Origin of the sequence: Micromonospora sp. NPDC049089, from assembly GCF_040648775.1 — a bacterium.
Classification (GTDB): Bacteria; Actinomycetota; Actinomycetes; order Mycobacteriales; family Micromonosporaceae; genus Micromonospora.
In genome coordinates, this window is sequence record NZ_JBEZEH010000021.1 from 12570 (window position 1) to 34595 (window position 22026).

Sequence of the window (22026 nt, forward strand, 5' to 3'; positions counted from 1 at the left end):
CGTTCAGTCGCTGATGAACACGTAGCTCAGCCGGTCGACCAACTCGCTGGGCAGGAGCAGACCCTCACCGCCGGCCCGTTTGGCGACCTGCTGCGCGACCGTCGGCGGCACCGCCACCTGACCGAGGATGGTCCGTACGGCCAGCTCCACCGGCAGGTACTGGGTGCCCATCAGGGTCAGCGTGCGATACGCGCAGAACGGCGCGGCCGCCGGGTTCAGCTGGACGATCGCCGGCAGTTCGTCCCAGTCCGTCGGCAGCTCGCCGGCGAGCCGGCACGGCTGCGTCATCGTCTCGCCCCGATGCCGTAGTACGCCGAGTCGGGTCATCTGCCAGACCGAGGCGAGCAGGGCGCAGGCCCACACCCGGGCGTCCGGCTCGTCGGACCAGAGCTCGATGTCGACGAAGATGGAGTGCCGGGGATCACCGGACTGCAACGGCGGAGTCCACGGGCGTGGCAGGGTCATCGCCGGCGCGTCGACGTGCCCGGGGGACCGTTTACCGTTGGACAGCCAGCCCGACTCGCTCAGCGGTGGACGACTCCCGGTGGTGTGCCGAGGTGGTTCGACCACCAGTGTGTCGACCACCAACCGGGCCAGCTCGGCGCCGTCGTGCCGGGCGAAGCTGGACTCCCGGGCCACGTAGTCCAGGATCAGCCCGTGCTCCGCGGCGGCGCTCTGCACCTGCGGTATCACCTCGCGGGGGGTACCGAAGCGGTGGAAGTAGTCGTCCATCATGAAGCAGGTGCTGATCCGCGGCTCCCGGTGCGCGGGCAGCCCTCGTCGGGCCAGAGCCGGGATCGCGGCCGACCAGTCCGCGATCCGCTCGAACTTGCGTTTCAGCTCGTCACACCCGTCGCCGAAGTCCTCCGCGTAGAAGTGCCCCAGCTCAACGGACAGATGCGAGTACGCCACGCTCTCTGTCCGACGCACCGCAGCTGCCTCCTGGAACCTGACATCCATGCCGATCACGCGGTGTCCCATGCCGTCTCGTCGAAAAGCTTCTCAGTCAGGTCAACGAAGGCGTCCACCGTCTTGACGTTGGCAATTTTGGATTGCACGTCGTGATCGGAGATGAGCTGCTCCCGCCACTGCAGCAGTGGATCAAGCGGCACCGCGCCGAGCAGCGTCGTACGCCCGACACCTCGGCGTCGGGCCAGCTCCGACAGCTCCGCGTCGCACTTACGCAGGAATGCCTGCTGGGCGAGGCCGAGGTGGCCGACCTCCGGGCCACGTGAGTCGATCACCGCCGTACGGATGAAGCGCAGCGACTCCCGTAGCCTGTCCGGCTCGTGGCCGTACTCCTTGCCCATGGCCACGATCCCACCCGCCTCGAACGCCAGGTCCGCCGCTGCGGTGACGTGCTGGGGAGTCCACCGGTGGAAGACCAACCAGCGCACGGCGACCTTGCGCAGGGTCGAGGTCGCGGTGGCGGCCAGCGCGATCTGGCTGGCGTACGACCGGCCGGCGCTGAGGTCCACCAGGGTCAGGTCGAACTCCTCCTCCAGGCGCAGGAAGAGCTCGGCGCAGCGTTTGGCGATGTCGTTGGTGAAACCGAACTCGCTACCGTTGCGTTGTCCCGGCAGGAGCACCAACGGGCCGGACCCGATTGGCCTCTGACGCAGACTGGCACGTTCGGAGGTGGCCCACACGTCCAACTGCTCCGGAGACGGAATCTCCCCGCGCAAGTACCGGTGCAGGCCGCCACCGTTGGGCCCGGCGCCCTCCACACCGTTGACGGCCTGCGGGATCTGGAAGGTGATGCCGGCGGTCGGCGAGCCGAAGTCGTAATCCAGGTAGCAGGTGGGGCGACCGGACAACGCGCTGCGGTAGGCGATGTTCGCCGCGGTCACCGACCGCCCGGTGCCGCCCTTGTGCGACGTGACGAAGACCAGCATTCAGATCCCCTCGCTGGCCTTCTGCTGCCCGGTGGCGATGTCGTTGAGCAGCAACAGGAGAGTGTTCACCAGAGCGGCCGCCGTGCCGGGACGCTCGTCGACCAGCAGCTGCGCGCGGCCCAGGCTGGCTCGGATGCTGCGCATGCTGCGCTGCATCGCCTCACCGTCGAAGGTGCCGCGCATCAACTCCCGGTCGAACAGGTATTCGGCCTCGTCAATGAGGTCCTGCGCGTAGTCGGCCAGCCGGCCGGCTCGTGGGAACGGCCGCTCCCACAGCAGCTGACCGGAGGTGACCAGAGCCTGCACCACCCGCTCGGTCAGATACCAGGAGGGTGCGTCCGGCTTCGGCGCCAGGCCGGGGAAAGCACCACCGGCGTGGTCCCACAGCCCCTGGTGCCGGCCATCCGGGATGCGCCGCAGCAGCAGGTGGTCCCACACCTCGTCGGCCAGCTCGAGCAGTTCGCTGCGCCGTCGGGCGTTGCTCAACAGACCGGCGACGGTGGCCGCCCGCTGTAGCAGCACAGTGGAGAACTCGTTCACGTTCCACGTCATGATCGGCTTTGACGTGTCGTCGTTCAGGGTCACCCGCTTGCCTGGCGCGTGCACGAACAGCGCCGGCTCGCCGGGCGACGCCCGCCGGGTGATCCGCGCCCGCTGTGCCAGCTCCACCAGCACCGAGGCGATCCGCCCGAGCTCCTCGTCACCGCCGCGCCCGACGGCGATCAGGCCCTTCACCGCCAGCGACGTGGCCTGGAGGGTGTAGTAGTCGGTCCGGTCACCGTCGGTCGTCCGCCAGGGGATGTCCTCGATGGGCCACCGCCGCCGGTTGCCGAAGGTTGCCACCGTCGCCCAGTACGTGCGGGTGAGCTCCCAACGCAGTTGCAGCGCCCGGGACAGCCGCTGCTGCTCCTCGTTGAGCAACCCGAGCAACCGGGTGCGTTCGGAGTTCAGATCCTCGATCGCGTCCATCGCGATCACAGTGAAGTAGAGGTACGGGGCGTTCTCCGCGGAGCCCTCACGCTGCAAGCCGATCGGCTCAGTGGTCGGAACCTCCTCAGCCCCGGAGATGATCCCCCACGACCAGCCGCACTCGAACAGCATCTCGCTGTTGTCCAGGTCCTCGGTCACCCGACCCGAACCGATGATCACGCTGCGCAGGCTCGCCATCGTGTCCCGCAACTGCTCGCGCAGCGCCGCCACCAGCTCGCGGCGCGGCAGCTCGTCCTGGTTGACCATGTCGCACAGACGAATGCCGTACTCGTCCGTGGAGGTGAAGACGAAGGTGCTGAAGCTGCGGAGCAGGCCGACCATCGCCGCCGTGAGGCGCACGCTCGCCATCGCGTCCAGTTCGTCCAGTTGCGCCAACAGGTCGCGCCGCTGGGTGGAGCCCCGGTAGACCTTGACGAAACCGATAGTCGCCAACGTGAGTGTGACCGAGACCGCGAACGAGTCGCCGATGTCCAGGGAACGCTGCTCGTCGGTGAGCTCCGGGCCGCCCTCCACAGGGGTGAGGTAACTGCCTCCGCTGAAGATCGGAGTGCCGGCGTCGTCGGTGTACCGCCGGAAATAGTCGATCATCACGCTGACCAGCCGGCGGGGAATCTCGATCGCGCCGCCGATAGGGCTGAGCGCCTCGATCACCTCTTCGTCGGCGCGGTCCGGGTCGTCCAGTGACAACACGGGGACCTTGGCCGCAGGGAGCAACAGGGTCAGCAGTTGCTCCGCGTCGCTGATCGAGTTGCTGCCACTTCGGCCACCCCAGTGCCATTCACCGTTCGCCCAGCAACTGCGAACCGTAGCCCGCCAGATGTCGAGGATCTCCTGGCGCGGCTGCATCCGCATGATCCACCGCCGTCTGTTGTAGTCGTCGACTCGAAATCTCTGGTATTGCCGTGCCCACGATGACGTACAGCATCATGGTAGCGGGCCAGTCGAGTGCCACTTGAAAGGCTTCGACGGCCGCGTGTTGACGCTCCGGCCGGTCGGGCGCGACGGATTGCCGCGCCGCCACGCTGCGCCGACAGCACGGCATCGGCGCTATCCGCGAGTACGGCCGGTGGCCAGCAGCATGCTCAAATACCCGTCCCGCAGCGGCGGCTTGGGCCGCACCTCGTGGACGTCCAGGTCGTACGCGCCCGCCGCGATGCTGGCCACCACGTCGGCGCGCTGGAGTGCCACCGCCGGGAACATCTGTCGACCGACGCTGTAGCCGAGGGACCCGAGCATCACCGTCACGGCGAAGGGCGACCCGGGCCGCAGCGCGTCCAGGAACCGACCGATCGCGTGCTCGGCCTCGGCCCGGTCGGCCGAGATGGAGCAGGCCACGAAGAACATGGTGCCGGCGCTCCACGCATGCCTCGGCAGGGTGAAAACGCTGGCCCGTACCACCCTGCCCACCTGCGCCAGACGCCGACGCGGGTCCGCCAGTGCCGCGTACGCCGGGTGCTCCGCGCACACCTGCCAGTACGGGTCCCAGAGCTGGTCGTAGCTGTCGACCTGTGTGCGCAGCCAGTTCACGTTCGCCGTCGACCATTCACACAGGTCGACGGCCTTCGCGAACGGCAGAAGCGACAGGGCCGGGTACAGATTCGCTCCCGATCCCACGTCGACGCACCGCGCGTCGGAGAGCTTCGCCTCGGCGAAGAAGTCTCGGATGCGGCAGAGTATTTCCCGATCGTCGGACCGCAGATCGGCGTAGTTGTGCCGGACATATGCCTGCGGGTCGAAGCTGTCCCACTCCACGTCGGAATTGACCGGCCTCGGTGACTGGATCGGCGAGCGTGGCGTCGACTCGCCGCAACCGCCCCCAGTCGCCGGGGTCAACGCCATGGACGGGCCTCCATCGGTTCGGCGGATCACATTGGTCGCTGAAGCGGCGCTCGGTGCTGTCCATTATCTATCGAAGGTGGTGTTGGCCCACAAGTGCAGGAACTTCGTCGTCCGCCGAGATTGACGACGACAGGACAGTGGCCGGATGCCGCCAACCCGACCAGATCGCCTCCTGGTGGCCGGCCCAGCCTGCGGTCGGCGCAGCCCCCGGGTGAGGATGGAGCTTGACGCATACGTCGATCATCTGCTTATGTTGATGACATGACTAAGCCCCCCGCGGCGATGCGGGAACCCACGTACTTCATCCTCGCTGCGTTGCAGGACGAACCGCTGCACGGCTACGCCATCGTCAAGCGTGCGCAGGAGCTGTCCGACGGGCGAGTGCGGCTGACGACCGGCACGCTGTACGCCGCGCTGGACCGGCTCACCGGCGAGGAGATGGTGCGGGTGGCCGAAGAGGCGGTGGTCAACGGTCGGGCCCGTCGCACGTATGAGCTGACCGAGCGCGGGCTGTCCGCACTGCGCGAGGAGGCGGCCCGGATGGCCGCTGCGGCCCGGGTCGTTCGAGACCGTTCCGTACGGTCGACGGCCGCGACGGCTCGGACGGCGCCGGCATGACCGGCCTGGAGCGCCGCTACCGGTGGCTGCTGCGCGCGTACCCTCGGGCCTACCGGCAGTACCGCGCCGACGAGATGCTGGAAACGCTGCTGGTCGCGGGCGAGACGGACCGGAGGCACCCGAGGCTTCGGGAGTCCCTCGCACTCGTGGTGGGAGGTCTGCGGGTCCGCTCCGGTGTGGACCAGCTCCGCTCCCGGGACACCTTGCGACACTCCGCGCTGCGATCGACCGTGCTGTCCCTGCTCGTGTGCGGCGTTGCCCTTACGGCCCTGCCCCTCACGTGGCGCCTGTGGCTGCTGTTGCCGGGTAATTCGGCCAGCTTTCTGTACGAGCGAAGCTCGGTCACGCCCGCATTGCTGCTTCTCGCGCTGGCCGCCGCAGTGTGGGCTCGCTACCGCCTCGCCCTTCCCCTGACCATTGGCGCCTTCGGCTGGGAGATCTGGCACTCCATAGCGAATGACCTGAGGTACGCCGTAGAACCATGGGCAAGGTACGACTCTGCTCTGGGGCTCCGGACCGGCCTCTACCTGATCATGCAGATTTCCACGTGGGTATGCCTGTTGGCCGTGTTGACAATGGTGCCGCTCCTTCGAGCGCGCCAACCACGGGCCACGCGACAATGGACCTGGCTTCTCGGCGCCACGACAACCATGGCGGTCATAACGCCCAACCCGCTCAATGGCTGGGCAGACGGATTGACCCTTCCGGTCATCATGGCGGCCGGGCTGGTGGCGGCCCTCGTGGGCGCGGCACTTGATGTGCGGGTGTCGATCGCGGCCAGCGCGGTCCTTCTGGCGCTGATGCTGCCCATGCTGGCCTATCAGCCGACCAGTTGGACGCTCTACGGTTGGGACTGGAACCCGCGAAACGTGCTCCTCGAAGTCGTGGTCGGGATTTTCGCCATCAACGTCACGGTCAGCAGAATCGCCGCCCGCCGGCAAGTCACCCTATGACAGTGCTCCGCGACGTTGCTGAGGTGCGGGACATTCGCCCGGTCCGGGCTGGGTGCGAGTCTGAACGCGTGACTTCACGATCCACGCACATGTCCGTATGAGCCTGGTAGCGGCGTTCGTACCGATTTGGATCCTCACCGCGATCGGTTACGCGGCCTGTCGTTGGGGTCTGCTGGGCGATGCGGCGGCGTCGGTGCTCGGCCGATTCGTGTTCCACCTTGCGATGCCGTCCGCCCTGTTCCTCGCCCTGTCCCGAATGCCGCTCTCCGGGTTGGCCGGCCGCCCGCTGCTCGCCTTCGGGATAAGCACCGCCACGGTCATCGGGCTCGGGTGGGTCGGCGCGAGCTGGCTGTTCGGTCGCACGTCCGGCGAACGGCCGATCTGGGGCATGGCCGCCGGGTACGTGAACTCGGCGAACCTCGGCATCCCGATCGCCACGCAGGTTCTCGGCAACGTGTCGTTCCTGGCGGAGGTGGTGCTGCTGCAGGTGCTGGTGGTGACACCCGTGATCCTGGTCGCCCTGGACCGGCACAGCGACCCGGCCGGGCGGGTACGGGTCGCCCGTATCGCCTCCCTGCCGGTACGCAACCCGGTGATCCTGGCGTCGCTGCTCGGTGTCGCGTTCTCGGCTACCGGCCTGCATCTGCCGTCGGCGGCCGGCGCGTCGCTCGCCCTGCTGTCGGGCGCCGCGGTTCCGGCCGCCCTGGTCGCGCTCGGCGCGTCGCTGCACCGCAGGGCGCTGTCGCAGGCCGAGCCAGCCGAGCCGGGCGGACTGGCCGTGATCACCGCGCTGAAGCTCGTCGCACAGCCGGTCATCGCGTACGCGGCCGGGCTGGCCCTGCACCTGTCCCCGCCGCAGTTGCTCGCCGTGGTGGTGTGCGCCGGCCTGCCGACGGCGCAGAACACGTTCATCTACGGTCAGGAGTACGGCGTCGGCGAGGCGGTGGCCAACCGGGCGGTGGTGGTGACCACAACGCTGTCGCTGGCAACACTGACCGCGGCGGCAACGTTGCTCGGGTAGGCCGGTCAGCTGACTCGTTCCGAAGCGCATGACTGGCATGCGTGCGTTGGCAACCCGGCCACGACCAGTGACACAGCGTCACCGGTATCCGTGACGTGGTTGCACTGACGGGTGGCCGCGAACGCTGCTGTCATGGGTGCATGTCCCCGACACCCGTCCTCGACGTTGGTGGACTGAACCTCACGTACGGCGGCTTCGCACTGTGGGGGACCTTTCCTTCGAGGTAGAAAGGAGACACCCATGACCGTCCCGCCCTCCCCGGTGGATGCCGACATGGAACCCACCCGTCCTTCGCGACGGCGGTGGCTCTGGATCGTCTCCGGCACTCTCGCCATCGTCGTGGCCGCCGTCAGCCTCGGCGTCGCCGCACTCCAGCTCGGCCTGCCCTGGCAGATGGGCGAGAACGACCGAAACCACGTCTACGAAGGCGCTGCCGGTTCGCAGCGCTACCAGGTTCACCTTCCACCCCAGCACGACGGGACGGCCCGGCTTCCGGTCGTCATGGCCATCCACGGTTGCGCGATGACCGGCTACGGGTGGAACTCCATGAAGTCCACGACGCAGTTCAACAGCCTGGCCGACCGGGAGGGCTTCATCGTCGTCTACCCCACGCAACTGATCTCCCGTAACGTCATCGCCTGCTGGAACTCCGCCGACCCACGGCATCAGCAACGGCACACCGGCGAACCCGCGCTGTTGGCCGGTGTCGCCCGCGAGGTGGTCCAGAAGTACGACGCGGATCCGGCGCGCGTGCACGTAGCTGGTGCCTCGTCGGGCGCGGGGACCGCTGTCATCCTCGGCGTGACCTACCCCGACGTCTTCGCCACGGTGACCTCGGTCGCCGGCGGCGAGTACGGGCTCAACCGGGTCGACCCGGACAAACCGGACGCCACGCCGCCGTTGGACACGGCACGTCAGGGCTGGGCACAGATGGGTGACCGGGCCCGACGGGTGCCGCTGCTGGTCATCCAGGGCGAGCAGGACGAGGTCGTGCCGCCCCTGGTCGGCACCCGACTCGTCGCCCACTGGACCGCGGTGAATGACCTCGTCGACGACGGGCTGCCCAACGACAGCCTCGACCCGACCACGAAGACCGCGTCCGTGCCGGGCGCCGCCGACCGGCACGCGTACACGCGGACGACGATCACCGCGCCGGACGGCTCGTCGATCGTCGAGGCGTACCGCGTCCAGGACATGGGGCACGCCTGGCCCGGCCCCGACGGCGACGGCAGGTACACCGATCACGCGGGCCCGGACGCCAGCGCGATCATGTGGGAGTTCGCCGAGCGCAACCCGATGTCGTGAGGACCGCGTCGGCCGGAAATCGGTCGTTCCGTGGACAGGTCGACCGGGGCACCTGATGTTTTCGCGGTGCGCCCGACGCCACCTCGACGGGAAGAGAGCACAAATGAAGAGATCCGAGCGGTGGACCGAGTGGGATCGTGGCTGCGCGGCACCAGCCGCACGGCCGCGCGCGCTCCTGTCCGCTGTGGACGTTGATGTCGGCGGGGCCGTGACCCACAAGCGAAGGGTTTGACGACCATGGCGCACATCGATCTCGGGTTGGACGAGAAGCAGTTTCCCGGCATCTCCGGACCGATGCGGTACCGGCCGGAGACGGCGAAGCCACTCAACGAACTGGCCGAGGTGCTGCTGCGTGCCCCTCACTCGCTTCCGGCCGGTGAGCGCGAACTGATCGCCGCGTACGTGTCCGGGCGTAACGACTGCAACTTCTGCTGCGCGTCGCACTCCGCGTTCGCCGCGGCGCAACTCGACGAGGGTTACTCCCTCGTCGACCAGGTACGCGCGGACCTGGACACCGCCCCGATCTCCGCCAAACTGCGGGCACTGCTGCGCATCGCCGGTGCGGTACAGATCAGTGGTCGCGAGGTCACGACCGAACTCGTCGACGACGCCCGCGCCGAGGGCGCCACCGACCTGGAGATCCACGACACCGTCCTGATCGCCGCCGCGTTCTGCATGTTCAACCGCTACGTCGACGGGCTCGGCACCTTCGCGCCCGAGGGCCGGGACGCCTACGCCGAGACCGCACGTCGGATCGTCGAGGTTGGTTACGGGGCTGCGGTCAGCGGGCCGCCAGCCGCCTGAGCACAGACACGGGTGACCCCACCCTGATCCCTCTGCGATGGTCGACGGACAGGCCCGGCCCTGCCCGGCACCTGTGACGCTGGAGGGATCGATGAACCTCGCACGCCGGCTGCTCCCCGCGACGAAGCAGCTCCGAGCAGACATGGTTGACCGGCTGGGCGCGCTCGTCGCGCTCGAGTCGGCACCGGGCTCGCTGCCCCATCTTGAGTCCTGTGCCGACCTGCTCGCCCGCTGGGGCGAGGAGGCGCTCGGCCGGCCCGCCTGTCGGGTCGTGATCGACGGTCTGCCGCACCTGCTGTGGCCGGCCGCCGATCAGCGCGTGCTGCTCCTGGGCCACTTCGACACGGTCTTCCCGGTCGGCACGATCCGATCCAGGCCCTTCACCGTACGCAGGGACGTGGCGACGGGACCTGGCGTCTGCGACATGAAGGCCGGGATCGTGCAGATGTTCACGGCACTGCGACTGATCGAGGACACCTCGTCCGTCGGCGTGCTGCTCACCTGCGACGAGGAGACCGGGTCCGTCACGTCACGGCCGCTGATCGAACGCGAGGCACGGCGTTCCGGTGCCGTTCTCGTCTGCGAGGCGGCCACCCCGGACGGGCAGGTGAAGGTGGCCAGGAAGGGCGGTTCGGTCTACCGCGTCATCGTCGAGGGTCGCGCCGCCCACGCGGGCGTCGAACCGCAGCGCGGAGTGAACGCCACGGTCGAGGTGGCCCACCAGGTTCTCACCTTGGGTGCGCTCGGCGCGATGGACAGCGGCGGCACCTCCGTCACACCGACCCTGCTGTCCGCTGGCACCACGACGAACACGGTGCCGGAGCGCGCCAGCCTGGCCGTTGACGTGCGGGCCTGGACCAGGGACGAGCTGGAACGGGTCGATCACGCCATCCGCGCTCTGGTGCCGTTCCTGCCTGAGGCGACGCTGGCCGTGCAGGGAGGGATCAACCGTTACCCGATGTCCGAGGAGCTCGCGCGACCGCTGCTGAAGTTGGCCCAGTCGGTCGCCCGTCAGCTCGGCATCCCGGGCCTCGTCGGCGCGTACGCGGCCGGCGCGTCCGACGGCAACTTCACCGCCGCGTTGGGCGTACCGACCCTGGATGGCCTGGGCGCGGTGGGCGGCGGAGCGCATGCCGCCGACGAGTATGTCTGCCTCGACCGGATGCCCGAACGGACGGCGCTCCTGGCCGGGCTCGTCGAGGCTCTGTCCACATCGGAGCGTCCCGGATCTTGACCCACCGACGTGATCCCGTAACGTAACGTGCTCACCGCCGGCACACGACCGGCAGCGAGAGGTCGGCGTCGGGATGACTACGGGACAGCGTGCGGGATCATCCATTCCCCTGCTCGGCGTCGAGGAAGAGTTCCTCGTCGTCGACGCCGACCGGGGCGAGCTCGTGCCGGAGGCGGCCATCGTCGTCGACCGAGCGCGCCCGGCCCTCGGCACCCGGGTGGGTGGTGAGATCACCAAGTTTCAGGTGGAGACGAGGACCGACCCGTGCCGAAGCGTCGAGGATATCGGCGCGCAGCTCGCTGAGGGCCGCGCCGCCGTCCAGGCCGCAGCCCTGTCGGCGGGTCTGCGGGTGATCGCCAGCGGCTCGCCGGTGCTGGGCCGTGCCGTGCCGCCACCCCTCACCGAAGGGCCTCGCCAGGACCGGGGCACCGCGACCTACCGTGGGCTGCACGACGAGCTCGCGATCTGCGCCGTGCACGTCCACGTGGAGCAGCCCGACCGGGACCGTGCCGTGCTGATCGGCAACCATCTGCGCCAGCACCTCCCGGTGCTGCTCGCCCTCACGGCCAACTCGCCGTACTGGCCCGAACGCGACACCGGGTACGCCAGTTGGCGCAGCGTCACGTGGGGGCGCTGGCCGGTGGCCGGCCCGCCGCCGTTCCTGACGTCGGCGCGACAGTACGACGACCACGTGGACATGCTGCTCGAGGCGGGCGCGCTGGTCGATCACGGCACCATCTTCTGGGATCTCCGGCTGTCCACCAACCACCCCACCCTTGAGGTACGGGTGGCCGACGTACCCGTCAGCGCCGCCGAATCCGCGGCGCTCGCGGCCCTGGTGCGGGCTCTGGTGGTCGTCTCCGGGGATGCCGTCGACCGGGGCGACCAGGGGCCGGAACTGGTCCCGGAGCTGATGCGACTGGCGTACTGGCGAGCCGCCCGCGACGGGATGGGCGGCCACGGCGTCGACGCCGCCACGGGCCGGCTGCTGCCCGCCACGGCCCTCGCCGAACGGCTGGTAGCGCTCGCCGGACCAGCGCTGAACGAGGCGGGTGACCGCCAGCGGGTGGAGACATGGCTGAGGTCGCTCGCCGTGGACGGCGACGGGGCGACCCGCCAGCGGGCCGCCGCGGCGCTCCGTGGACGCCTGACCGACGTGGTCGACGACATCGCCACCCGGACCGCGCCTGACGTGCCGACCCGCGAAGACAGCACACCTGCGTAACGACATGCCGTCAGGCCTCCGAAATGCTGAACGAACCGGATGCCGGCGGCAGGTGACCCTCCCGCAGAAACCGGCACGCCGGATCAGGGGAGGTTCCAGGTGCACGACACAGACCTGCTTTCCAAGGTCCCCATCCAGTTCGAGCGTCGATCCCCCGCGGACATGGTGCGGGAGGCGGAGGCGTTCGCCGACCGCATGGCGCGGCGCCGTTCCGTGCGCGACTTCGCCAGCGACCCCGTACCCGACGGGGTGGTCGAGGCAGCGATCCGGGCCGCGTCGACCGCACCCAGTGGGGCCAACGTGCAGCCGTGGCGGTTCGTCGTGCTGACCGACCCGGTCCGCAAACGCCGGCTACGCGACGCGGCCGAGGCCGAGGAACGCGCGTTCTACGACCGCCGCGCCTCGCAGGAGTGGCTCGGTGCGATCGCCGGACTCGGCACCGACTGGCGGAAACCGTTCCTGGAGACCGCACCGGCCGTCATCGTCGTGTTCGAGGTGCACCAGGGGCCGAACACCCCGAAGCCGTACTACGTCAAGGAGTCCGTCGGCATGGCGGTCGGCCTGCTGATCACCGCGCTGCACCATGCCGGCCTGGTCACACTGACCCACACGCCCAGCCCGATGCGATTTCTCAACGAGGTGTGTGAGCGTCCGCCCGAGGAGCGCCCGTACGTGGTGATGCCCGTCGGGTATCCCACGCCGGACGCCCACGTCCCCGACCTGACCCGCAAACCCCTCGACGAGGTCATGATCCGCTGGTGAGGTCCCTGGTCAGGAAGTCGACCAGGGGCTCGACGTGCCGGTCCGTTCGCCGCCACTCGGCCAGCAGGTCCTCCAGCAGGTGCTGCTCGGCGACCAGTTCGGCACCGCGGTACCGCCGGATCACCGGGTGGATGAAGGCGCTCTCCCTGGCCCGGTCGGGGATCGGATGCCGCTCGATGGCGAAGACGTCGCCGTAGTCGTCGCGGCCCCACCGGAGCGCGAGCGTGTACCACTGCGTGGCAGCCCCGAAGCGCTCCACAGCATAGTCCTCCGGTAGGTCCTCATAGTGGTGGAAGTCGCCGGTGGCGTCGTCGCGGACGAAGACGTCACAGAGGTATTCGAACTGGGTCCACAGCGCCGAGGACCAGTTGACGCGGTCGAGCATCAGCTTGGTCAGCGACGCGGCGTCGGCCGGCGTCGTCGCGTACGACAACGGGACGTCGTCGTAGCGCTCACGCAGGATCCGGGTGAACGTACGGAGGTTGTACCGGAAGCCGTCGATGAAGGGTGACGACGCGTGCTTGACGTCCCGGGCCTGGGCGATGGTGCCGGCGAAGTACAGATCGTCGACGTTGCTCGACTGCCAGTCGGGGCGCAGCCCGGGCATACGCCCGTCCCGCACCATGTCGGGACGGGCCGTTTCGTCGAACATCGCGGTGTTCATCCGGAAGCCGGTGCACCTCAGCACCGTGTGGTAGTCGAGGACGGCGGTCTCCCCCTGAGCGTGGGTGTACGTGATCGACACCTGGAAACGCCCGTCGACCGGCCGGATCTCGTCGATCGTGCAGTCGAGCACCGAGTGCAGCGTCTTGAACTGGTAGCTGTCGAGGATCGCGCCGTACTGACCACGGACGTCCCCGGGGTGTTTGGTGTTCCACGCCAGTCGCAGGGGTTGCCGGCTGGCGAGGTGCACCATCGACGCGTGGCCGAGGATGGCCGACGCGGTCTCGAACGCGGAGTTGCCCTTGCCGATGATCAGGACCCGCTGATCGTCGTACGCCGAGGGGTCGATGACCATGTCCTCGTACCCGATGGCGTGCTCGATGCCCGTGATGGCCGGAACGAACGGCTGGCCCCAGCCGGTCGCGACGACCAGGCAGCGCGCGCGCACCTCACCCTGGTCGGTGCGCACTGTGAAGCCGTCGCCCGTACGCGTGATCTGCTCGACCGTCGTGCCGTATCGGATGTTGAGCGTGTGCACACGTTGGAACTCGGCGAGGTAGCGCACCAGGTCATCGGCCGCCGGCAGGTATTCCTCGCTGAATTTCGGAAACAGCAGGTCCGGGTCGTCGTTGAGCAGCGAATTCCAGTCCCAGCGCAGGCGAATCTCCGGATCGGTGCTGTCGGTGTGCACCTTGTTCAGCGAGATGAGCCTGCGATGGCGTGGAAACCGCCGGAAGAACCCACCCGGCGCGTCTCCGCTTTCGAGCGTCAGGTAGTCGGCACCGTGCTGCTGTAGGTAGTAGCTCAGTTGAACGCCGGCGGGACCCGCCCCGACGATGACGTACCTGTGCTCGTTGCTGACCATCCTGCGGCCCCTTCGACGGAGAGACGAATCCATCGACCTTGGAATGAATGTCGGCGTGTGTCAATGCCGCCGCCTCCAGGCCGGCGGGCCAACAACCCATAACACCGCAACCCGCGCATTGCCTGTCTACGCAATAGCGACGACGCCACCCGCCCGCTCGACGCCACCACGAATTCGCGCACTTGAATTCCGATCATGTCATGCGCTGTAGTGGACCGGCACGAGTCCGAAACGAACAGAGGAGCGGTGACGTGCGGTACGCCGACGGCCCGACAATCGAGTGTGACCTGCATGTGGCGGCCGACCCCGCCCGGGTGTGGGACCTGGTGACGGACATCGAACTGCCCGCGCGGTTCAGCCAGGAGTTACGGCGCGTGCGGTGGTTGGACGACTGCGACAGGCCGACGCTGGGCGCCCGGTTCGAAGGGGAGAACCACCACCCCCTGCTGGGCGAGTGGCAAACCGTCTCGCACGTGGTGCGCCTCGACGCGCCACGTGTGTTCGCTTGGGTGGTGGTCGACGAGGCCGGCCGGTTCGGCGGCGGCCCGGCCGACCCGGAGCGTCCGGGTTCGACCTGGCAGTTCCGGCTCGTCGAGGAGGCGGGTGGATGTCGACTGACCCACTCGGTCCGCATCGGGCCGGGCCGCACCGGTCTGAGCCTCATCATCGACCGCGCACCGGAGCAGGAGGAGGTCATCATCGAACGCCGCACGGCCGCCCTACGGGAGGCCATGTTCACCACCCTGGAGGGCATCAAGGCCCTCGCCGAGACGCCCGCCGACGACGGTCGCTGACGACGGTCAGGCCACCCGGGGCACGTCGGCGACCGGGGTGCTGTGCGGCACCTCCAGGTCGAACAGCTGACGCAGCGCCGCTGTGTAACGCTCGCCGTCCGGCTCACCGGCGAGCTGACGGACACGTACCGACGGGGGGTGCAGCAGTTGTTGGACCACCCGGTTGACAGTGCGGGCCACCTCGGCCCGCTGCGCCTCGCTGAGGTCAGGTCGGCGCTGGGCCAGCCGGCGCAGCTCCGCGCTGACCGTCCGGTCGGCCCGGCGGCGCAGCGCGGCCACGGTCAGCCCGGCGTCGGCCCCGCGGAGCCGGCCGGCCAGCGCGTCGCGCTCGGCGGCCACGATCCGCGCGGCCGCATCCTGGCCCCGGCGCTCGACGCCGTGGCGCGCCACCGCGCCGAGTCCGCCGATGTCGACGACCACCACGCCGTCGAGCCGGGCGACCGCCGGGTCCACGTCCCGGGGCATCGCCAGGTCCAGCACGAACAGCGGCAGGTCCGGGCCGCGGGTCAGCCGGCGACGTAGCGCCGGCGCGACCAGCTCGGCGGTGAGCACCGGGTCCGGTGCTGTCGTCGCGGTCACCACGACGTCGGCGGCGGCGAGAGCCGGCACCAGGTCCGCCGCGGGCACGGGCCGCACGCCGTACGCCGCGACGAGCCGGCGGATGCCCTCGGCGCCGCGCCCGGCGACCGCGATCGGTCCGGCGCCGGCGCGGGCCAGCGCGGCGACGGCGATCCCGCCCATCGACCCGGCACCGACCACCAGGGCGGGGCGGCCGGCGAGGCCACCGGGCAGGTGTCCCGCCGGCACGTCGAGGGCGGCGGTCACCGTGCTGGCGCCGCAGCGCCCGATGTCGGTCTCGGCCCGGACCCGTCGGCCGACCCGCAGCGCGTGCTGCACCAGCTCGTGGGTCAGCCGGCCGGCGCTGCCGTACGAGACCGCGGCCCGGTACGCGGCCCGCACCTGCCCGAGGATCTGCGCCTCGCCGACCACCATCGAGTCCAGGCCGGCGGTGACGGTGAAGGTGTGCGCCACTGCGGCGTCGTCGTAATGCGCGTACAGGTGCCGGGCCAGCACGTCGGTCGGGGCGTCGGCGTGCGTGGCGAGCGTCGCGCCTATCTCGCGCAGCCCGGCGTGGAAGCCGCTGACCGCCGCCCACACCTCCACCCGGTTGCAGGTGGACAGCACCACCGCCTCCTCGACCGCCGGCCGGTCGAGCAGCGTGCGCAGCAGCCCTGGCAGCTCGGCGGATCCGACCGCGAGCCGTTCCAGTACGTCGACCGGAGTGGTCCGGTACGAGGCGCCGACGACGAGCAGGTTCATGGTGCACCTCCACGAAAGCGGCCGGTCCCGGCCACCGGCGGACCCACGACGAGCGGGCCGACCGGTGACCGGGACCGGCGGACGGTCAGCGGGCGACCGGTAGCGCCACAGCGGCGGGCGGCGGTGCGGGTGTCAGGTTCTCCTCGGGCCGGTTGCGCTGCACCAGCCACCTGCCCCACCAGAACAGCCCACGGGCGAGGCAGACCAGGGTCACGGCGAAGAACAGCGTGTAGACCACGTTGAACACCATCAGCAGGCCGTAGACCATGCCCACGCTGGCACCGAACATGAACTGCATCCGAGGTGCCGCCGGGGTCGTGCCCGGGTCGGTGATCATGTAGTTGGTGAACAGGACGAAGGCCACCCCGGTCATCGGGACGAGCGCGGCGACCAGCGACACGTCCCAGATGAAGTGCCGGAGCACCGCCTGGATCACGAACGCGCCCAGCCAGCCGACGATCAGCGGCACCTTCTTGGTCAACATGGCGTTGATCACCGTTCCCGCCGTCACGATGATCACCGGGATCAGGATGCTGATCACCCCGGGCACGTTCTCCGTGAAGTGGTACGGCGGGGCGATGTTGACCCAGGAGAACACCAGCAGCGTGATGGTGATGCCGAAGTTGGACGGGTTCATGAAGTGCCGCATTCGACCCTTGATCGGCGCTTGGAGCACCGCCTTCTGACCGACTGCCACGACCACCGCGAACGCGATGGGCCAGAAGTTGTCGTTGGCGTACAGCAACATGTTCGCGGCCAGCGCGGTGATGTGCGCCGGCAGCAGGAAGGTGTAGACCCCCCACGCGCCGTTGCCGCTGAAGGCCGCCGGCCGTTTCAGCGCCCGCGCCGAAACCATCTCAACCATGATCTCGGTGCCGTATCCGACCGCCAGGGCCAGGATCGGCCACAGCCAGGGCTGCTCGAAACCGAGCACGGTGTAACCCAGGATGTTGAAGACCGTCATCGACATGGCGAAGTTGCGCAGCGCCATGTAGCGCGGGTCCTTGCTGTCGACCCGCGGTACGGCGGGCCGGTCCGTGGTGGGCGTCGGCTGCGCTGCCGTCGCGGACGGCGTGACCGGGGTGGCGAGGGACAGCTCCCTGGTCGCCTCGGGTTGCTTGACGTCCGTCATCGCTTGGTCAACTCCTCGGCTCGACTGGTCAGCATGAAGTCGTGCCACCCGGCGGTCAGGTCGAGCGTCTGTCGGTGAGTGGCACCGGTGAGGTCGCGCCAGCACAGCTCGGCCTTGACCGGCCGGTCCCCGGCGGTGCCGAGGCCGAAGAACACGTCGAAGCTGCGCTTGCCGGAGTGACCCCCGCCCCCGTCGAGCTGGGCGAGCTGGGTGCGGCCGTCGGCGGTGGTGAGCCGCACCTGCGCGCCGTACGCCGGTGAGGCACCGTCGCCGGACAGCGTCGGCCGGGTCAGCCGCAGCCCCAGGAAGTTGCCGTTCCCGGGCTTCTCGTTGCGGTAGTACGCCGGCGGACCCCACTGGCGGGCCACGGCGAAGTCCTGGCCGCCGTCGCCATTGGTGTCGGCCACCGCCACACCCCGGGTGGGAACGGGCAGGGCCAGACCGAGTTCCTTGCTGATGTTGGCGTACCGGCCGTTGTCCTCGCGTACCCAGAACGCGAGCTCGTTGTCCCCGGCGAGGTCGTCACCGGGTTCGGCCTTGGGCCACATGTCCGGGTCGGAGAGCAGCAGGTCGTTGCTGATCGCCAACTCCTGCAACCAGTTGAACCGGTTGATGGTGCCCTTCACGAAGCCGGTGGCCTGGACGACCGCCAACCGTCCGCTGTTGTCGAAGTCGGCCATCTTGGCATCCCAGCCCCAACCGACCCAGGCCATGTTCTTGGCGGCGGCCTGGTTGCGGAACGGCGCCTCGCCCCTGCTCAGCATCTTCCGGGCCTGCTCCGGCGTCGAGGCCGTGTTCTGCCAGAGGAAGTTGCTCTCCTCCAGACCCCAGGACTCGGTGATGTTGCTGACGAACGCGTCGAACCGTCCGCGCCCCTCCAGGTCGGCGAAGTCGATGGACATGCCCTTGAACGAGTCGTGTCCGAGCACGAGTGACTTCGGGGTGATCGGGGTGCGCTCTCCCTCCACCAGGTCGAATCGGATCTGGCCGGGCCTGGACCGGTTGTGGAAGAGCCGGTCCTGTCCGAAGTCGTTGGCCAGGTACAGCTCCGGAAGCAGATCGCCGTCCAGGTCAGCGGAGCTGGCGCCGAGGGTCCAGCCGGTGAAGAATTCCGGATCGCCGCCCACCTGCCTCTCGTAGCTCACCGAGGGTGAGTCACCGGTGGTAGCGCCGGTCCACCGCAGGAGGTACGCGCCACCGGCGTTGTGCGCGTGCGACATCGAGTGGTTCATCTGCACGTGCGGCAGGCCCTGCGGGTCGAGGACCTGGCTGTCCGGGAAGTAGTTGAAGATCCCGATGTCCGGGCGGCCGTCACCGTCGAAGTCGGCCACCGCGACGGCGTTGGTGTTCCACAACGGACCGCGGTAGAGGGAGCCGGTGGTCTGCTGTGGGATCAGCTCGATCGGGTGGTACGCCGCGAGGCTCAGCGAGGTCACCCCGGGGCGCTGCAGGAACAACACCGGCGTACGGCCCCAGTAGTAGACGAGCAGGTCCATCCGGCCGTCGAGGTTGAAGTCGCCGGGGGTGCAGCCCATCGGGGCGATCGCCGGACCCATCGGCAGCGGGGTCGGATCCAGCACGAACGGCGCGTAGGTGGCACCGCTGTCCGGGGCCGGGGTGACAATCGCCGCGTCGCTGCGGGTGTCGACAAGGCACAGGTCGTTCGCGCCACCCTGGCCGTCCAGGTCGTTGAGCGCCACTGCGGCGCCGACGGACGAGATCCAGGACCGGATGTGCTCGTACCGGGGGTTCACCTGACGCCCGGTGCGCTCCGGCAGGCCGGGCGGCAGCGCGATCGGTCGTTCGGTGAACGCGTATCGGGAGGCCAGCGCGCTTCGCTCCTCGGCAGAGGCCGAGGGCAGCCGGGCCACCGAGAACAGGCCGGCGACCAGCACCAGGACGAACACGGGTGGGATGAGTCGGCGCAGGATGCCTACGGATTGCGGTGGCAAGTGTCCCCCTCGGGTAGACGGCGCCGGGACATACGGGGTCGGCCGGCAGCGGGCGGTGCGGTCGGACGCGGCGTCTCGGTACGAACCATCGCCATGCTTTCGTCCGGTGCGGCGCGGTGTCTTCTCAGGAATTGCTCTCGAAGCTGTTTACGGCGAAGCGCGCACGGATGAAGAAATGTTTTTCGAAAGCGGCGAGTGCCACTGCTCACGACGGTTGCGACTCGGGAGAAAAGTGCTCGGGAAAAACAGTCGTGAACGGCGCCGTCCCCACCCGGCGGACCGGGCGGGGACGGCGGCGGACCACTGTCAGTCGGGCAGGCCGACGCGCATGTGCAGGCCGCCGCGCACCCGCAGTGACAGCATCGGCTCAGGCACCACCGGACGACCCGCCGGACGGGTCAGGCGCAGATCCCGCACCAGCAACGCGGTGGCGAAGGTGGCCTCCATCAGACCCAGGTGATTGCCCACGCAGAACCGGGGCCCCGCGCCGAACGGGATGTACGCGTACCGGGGTCGGTCGACGGAACGGGCCGGGTCGAACCGCTCCGGGTCGAATCGCTCCGGGTCGTCCCAGAACCGCGGGTTCCGGTGCAGGGTGTACGTGCAGATGAGCACGTCCGCGCCGGCGGGGACGTGGTAGCCGCCCACCTCGTCCTCGGACAGGGCCTTGCGCGGCAGCAGCCACACCGGCGGGTAGAGGCGCATCACCTCCTCCAGCACCATCGAGGTGTAACGCAGCCGGCCCAGGTCGTCCATTGTGGGCAGCCGGTCACCGAGCACCGAGACCACTTCTTCGCGCAGCCGTTCGCGTGCCTCGGGGTGCCGGTCGAGCAGGTACAGGGTCCAGCTCAGTGTGCTGGCGGTCGTCTCGTGGCCGGCGAGCAGCAGGGTGACCAGCTCGTCGCGGAGTCGGGCGCGTCCGATGCGCGGATCCCGCTCCCGGCCGGCGGAGGCGATCAGCCGGGACAGCACATCCGCCCGGTCGTCGTCGGCACTGCCGCGCTCAGTCACCAACTGGTCGACGATCCCCTCCAGCCGCCGCCGGGACTGCCGGAACCGCAGCTGCCGGGGCAGCGGGAGCACCGGCGGCACCGCGCTCAACGTCGCCAGTTCGAACATCGCCTGGTCCTGCACGGCGGCGAAGTCACCGCCGATGGTCGGGAACCGGCCCAGGTCGGTGTCGAGCAGAGTACGGCCCAGCACCCCCAGCGTCAGCGAGGTCATCTCGTCCGACATGTCGACGACGTCGCCGGCTCGGCGGCGGAGCCGCTCGACCAGGGCCGCGGCCTCCTCCGCCACCTGACCGGCCTGGGCGGCGATCCGCCGGCTCTGGAACGCCGGCTGAATCACCTTGCGCTGTTTGCGCCACAGCTCACCCTCGCTGGTGAGCAACCCGTCGCCGAGCGCCCGCCGGGCGTGCACCAACCCGATGCCCTTGTGGTAGTTGGCGGCGTTGTCGGCCAGCACATGCTTGGCGTGGTCCGGGTGGTTGAAGAAGTACAGGCTCTTCGGGCCGACGGGCAGGCGCGCCGCGTCGCCGTACCGTTGCGCGGCCGAGGTCATCATTCCCAGCCGGTCGCGATTCATCACCATCAGCATGCGGAGCGCCGCGAGGCGCGGCGGGCCGGGCGGCGTCCGGCGGGCCCGCGTCCCGACGCTCACGTCGTGGCTCCGCTACGCGCACGCTCCAACTGGCGGAACTGACCGTCGACGAAGACCAGCGCATCGTCGGCGTTGCGGTCCAGCGCCACCAGCCGACCGATGAAGATGCTGTGGTCCCCGCCGTCGTACGCCTGCCACAACTCGCACTCGAAGTGCGCGATCGCGCCGACCAGCAGCGGCGAGCCGGTCCGGCTGCCGGGCTGCCACTCGGCGAACTCGAACTGCTCCCGGCCCAGCGGCCGGCGCCGGTCGGCGAAGTAGCGGGCCACCGGCTCCTGCGCCGCGCCGAGCACCGAGACCCCGAATTGCCCGGCTTCGGTCAGTGCGCCGTGCATCATCGCGTCCCGGCCGACACAGACCAGGGCCAGCGGCGGATCCAGGGAGACCGCGGTGAATGAGTTGGCCGTCATGCCGTGCGGGGTCGGGCCGCCTACGGTGACCACCGTGACGCCGGTGGCGAAGGCGGCGAGTGCCCAGCGGAGTTTCTTCGGGTCGGTCACCAGGCCGGTGGGTTGGGGATGAGCAGTCACAGTGACTCCTGGGGTCGCCGGTCAGGCCCGTACGCCCACGGCGTACGGCTTGAGCGCGGCCTCCAACGCCTCGGGCACCCGGGTGGGGACGGTGCGGGTGTTGGGGCCGCGCATGCACGCCACGCGCTGCGAGCCGCGGGCGACGAGGAGCTCGCCGCCGCCGGCGTCCAGCCGGACGTAGTCGAAGCCGAACTCGACCTGCGTCTGCGCCAGCTCACGCAGATGCATCCGGACGGCCAGCTCGTCGAAGGCGGTGATCTCGGCGAAGAACTCGCAATCGACCCGCAGTGTGAACAGCTTGAGATCCGCCCGGAGGTCGGCCAGGACCGCCGGCGCCTTCTCCTTGAGGAACATCTCCCGGCACCGCCCCTGCCACCGCAGGTAGTTGACGTAGTAGACGTTGCCGACGAGGTTGGTCTCTTCGAACCCGACAGTGTGCCGGTACTCGAACCAGCGCTCCAC

Annotated in this window: 20 protein-coding genes; 9 read left to right on the plus strand and 11 right to left on the minus strand. The window is 69.5% G+C overall.

The window, feature by feature from the left end; all coding sequences use genetic code 11:
• Positions 1–3: 3 nt before the first annotated feature.
• The 4 genes from AB0B48_RS06245 to AB0B48_RS06260 form a co-directional block, all read right to left on the minus strand.
• Positions 4–981, minus strand: coding sequence for an SCO2522 family protein (locus tag AB0B48_RS06245; protein WP_357196662.1), 978 nt, complete (start codon positions 979–981; stop codon positions 4–6).
• A complete protein-coding gene (locus AB0B48_RS06250; RefSeq protein WP_357196665.1) occupies positions 966–1895 on the minus strand; it encodes an SCO2523 family variant P-loop protein in 930 nt (309 codons plus the stop codon). The genes AB0B48_RS06245 and AB0B48_RS06250 overlap by 16 nt, the downstream gene beginning before the upstream one ends.
• Positions 1896–3737 carry an SCO2524 family protein gene (locus tag AB0B48_RS06255; protein ID WP_357196668.1) on the minus strand — a complete coding sequence of 614 codons (1842 nt, stop codon included), beginning with the start codon at positions 3735–3737 and terminating at the stop codon, positions 1896–1898. It lies immediately after the preceding gene.
• 195 nt (positions 3738–3932) lie between these two features.
• Positions 3933–4724 (minus strand): SCO2525 family SAM-dependent methyltransferase, encoded by a 792-nt coding sequence (locus tag AB0B48_RS06260; RefSeq protein WP_357196671.1) that lies wholly within the window; start codon positions 4722–4724, stop codon positions 3933–3935.
• 261 nt (positions 4725–4985) lie between these two features.
• Here AB0B48_RS06260 and AB0B48_RS06265 point away from each other — a divergent pair, with 261 nt between their 5' ends.
• From AB0B48_RS06265 to AB0B48_RS06300, 8 genes are all read left to right on the plus strand, one after another.
• Positions 4986–5342 carry a PadR family transcriptional regulator gene (locus AB0B48_RS06265; RefSeq protein ID WP_357196674.1) on the plus strand — a complete coding sequence of 119 codons (357 nt, stop codon included), beginning with the start codon at positions 4986–4988 and terminating at the stop codon, positions 5340–5342.
• Entirely contained in the window at positions 5339–6295 is a 957-nt protein-coding gene (locus AB0B48_RS06270; protein ID WP_357196677.1) for a hypothetical protein, read from the plus strand. The genes AB0B48_RS06265 and AB0B48_RS06270 overlap by 4 nt, the downstream gene beginning before the upstream one ends.
• Before the next feature lie 97 nt (positions 6296–6392).
• Positions 6393–7316 carry an AEC family transporter gene (locus AB0B48_RS06275; protein ID WP_357196680.1) on the plus strand — a complete coding sequence of 308 codons (924 nt, stop codon included), beginning with the start codon at positions 6393–6395 and terminating at the stop codon, positions 7314–7316.
• A gap of 240 nt (positions 7317–7556) precedes the next feature.
• Complete coding sequence (locus AB0B48_RS06280) at positions 7557–8621, plus strand: PHB depolymerase family esterase (RefSeq protein WP_357196683.1); 1065 nt, start codon at positions 7557–7559, stop codon at positions 8619–8621.
• A 237-nt stretch (positions 8622–8858) separates the two neighbouring features.
• On the plus strand, positions 8859–9425 hold the full coding sequence (locus AB0B48_RS06285; RefSeq protein WP_355008744.1) for a carboxymuconolactone decarboxylase family protein: 567 nt from the start codon (positions 8859–8861) through the stop codon (positions 9423–9425).
• A 91-nt stretch (positions 9426–9516) separates the two neighbouring features.
• On the plus strand, positions 9517–10659 hold the full coding sequence (locus AB0B48_RS06290; RefSeq protein WP_357196687.1) for a M20/M25/M40 family metallo-hydrolase: 1143 nt from the start codon (positions 9517–9519) through the stop codon (positions 10657–10659).
• A 73-nt stretch (positions 10660–10732) separates the two neighbouring features.
• Positions 10733–11884 (plus strand): glutamate--cysteine ligase, encoded by a 1152-nt coding sequence (locus AB0B48_RS06295; protein WP_357196690.1) that lies wholly within the window; start codon positions 10733–10735, stop codon positions 11882–11884.
• A 162-nt stretch (positions 11885–12046) separates the two neighbouring features.
• Positions 12047–12646, plus strand: a complete 600-nt coding sequence (locus AB0B48_RS06300) for a nitroreductase family protein (protein WP_357196741.1) — start codon at positions 12047–12049, stop codon at positions 12644–12646.
• Here AB0B48_RS06300 and AB0B48_RS06305 read toward each other — a convergent pair.
• The gene (locus AB0B48_RS06305; protein ID WP_357196693.1) at positions 12630–14174 is read right to left on the minus strand and encodes an NAD(P)-binding domain-containing protein; all 1545 of its coding nucleotides are present in this window, start codon (positions 14172–14174) and stop codon (positions 12630–12632) included. The two genes, AB0B48_RS06300 and AB0B48_RS06305, sit on opposite strands and share 17 nt — an antisense overlap.
• Before the next feature lie 251 nt (positions 14175–14425).
• Between AB0B48_RS06305 and AB0B48_RS06310 the strand changes: the two genes are divergently transcribed.
• Positions 14426–14968: an SRPBCC family protein gene (locus AB0B48_RS06310; protein WP_357196696.1), complete on the plus strand. Its 543-nt coding sequence runs from the start codon at positions 14426–14428 to the stop codon at positions 14966–14968.
• 6 nt (positions 14969–14974) lie between these two features.
• Here the strand turns inward: AB0B48_RS06310 and AB0B48_RS06315 are convergent, their stop codons facing one another.
• The 6 genes from AB0B48_RS06315 to AB0B48_RS06340 form a co-directional block, all read right to left on the minus strand.
• The gene (locus AB0B48_RS06315) at positions 14975–16288 is read right to left on the minus strand and encodes a glutamyl-tRNA reductase (RefSeq protein ID WP_357196699.1); all 1314 of its coding nucleotides are present in this window, start codon (positions 16286–16288) and stop codon (positions 14975–14977) included.
• 85 nt (positions 16289–16373) lie between these two features.
• Complete coding sequence (locus AB0B48_RS06320) at positions 16374–17420, minus strand: enediyne biosynthesis protein (protein ID WP_357196706.1); 1047 nt, start codon at positions 17418–17420, stop codon at positions 16374–16376.
• On the minus strand, positions 17417–19351 hold the full coding sequence (locus tag AB0B48_RS06325) for a CRTAC1 family protein (RefSeq protein WP_357196744.1): 1935 nt from the start codon (positions 19349–19351) through the stop codon (positions 17417–17419). The genes AB0B48_RS06320 and AB0B48_RS06325 overlap by 4 nt, the downstream gene beginning before the upstream one ends.
• A 327-nt stretch (positions 19352–19678) precedes the next feature.
• Complete coding sequence (locus AB0B48_RS06330; protein WP_357196709.1) at positions 19679–21034, minus strand: cytochrome P450; 1356 nt, start codon at positions 21032–21034, stop codon at positions 19679–19681.
• Positions 21031–21537, minus strand: a complete 507-nt coding sequence (locus AB0B48_RS06335) for a flavin reductase family protein (protein WP_357196746.1) — start codon at positions 21535–21537, stop codon at positions 21031–21033. Before AB0B48_RS06335 ends, AB0B48_RS06330 begins: the two co-directional genes overlap by 4 nt.
• A 48-nt stretch (positions 21538–21585) precedes the next feature.
• Entirely contained in the window at positions 21586–22026 is a 441-nt protein-coding gene (locus AB0B48_RS06340; RefSeq protein ID WP_357196712.1) for an acyl-CoA thioesterase, read from the minus strand.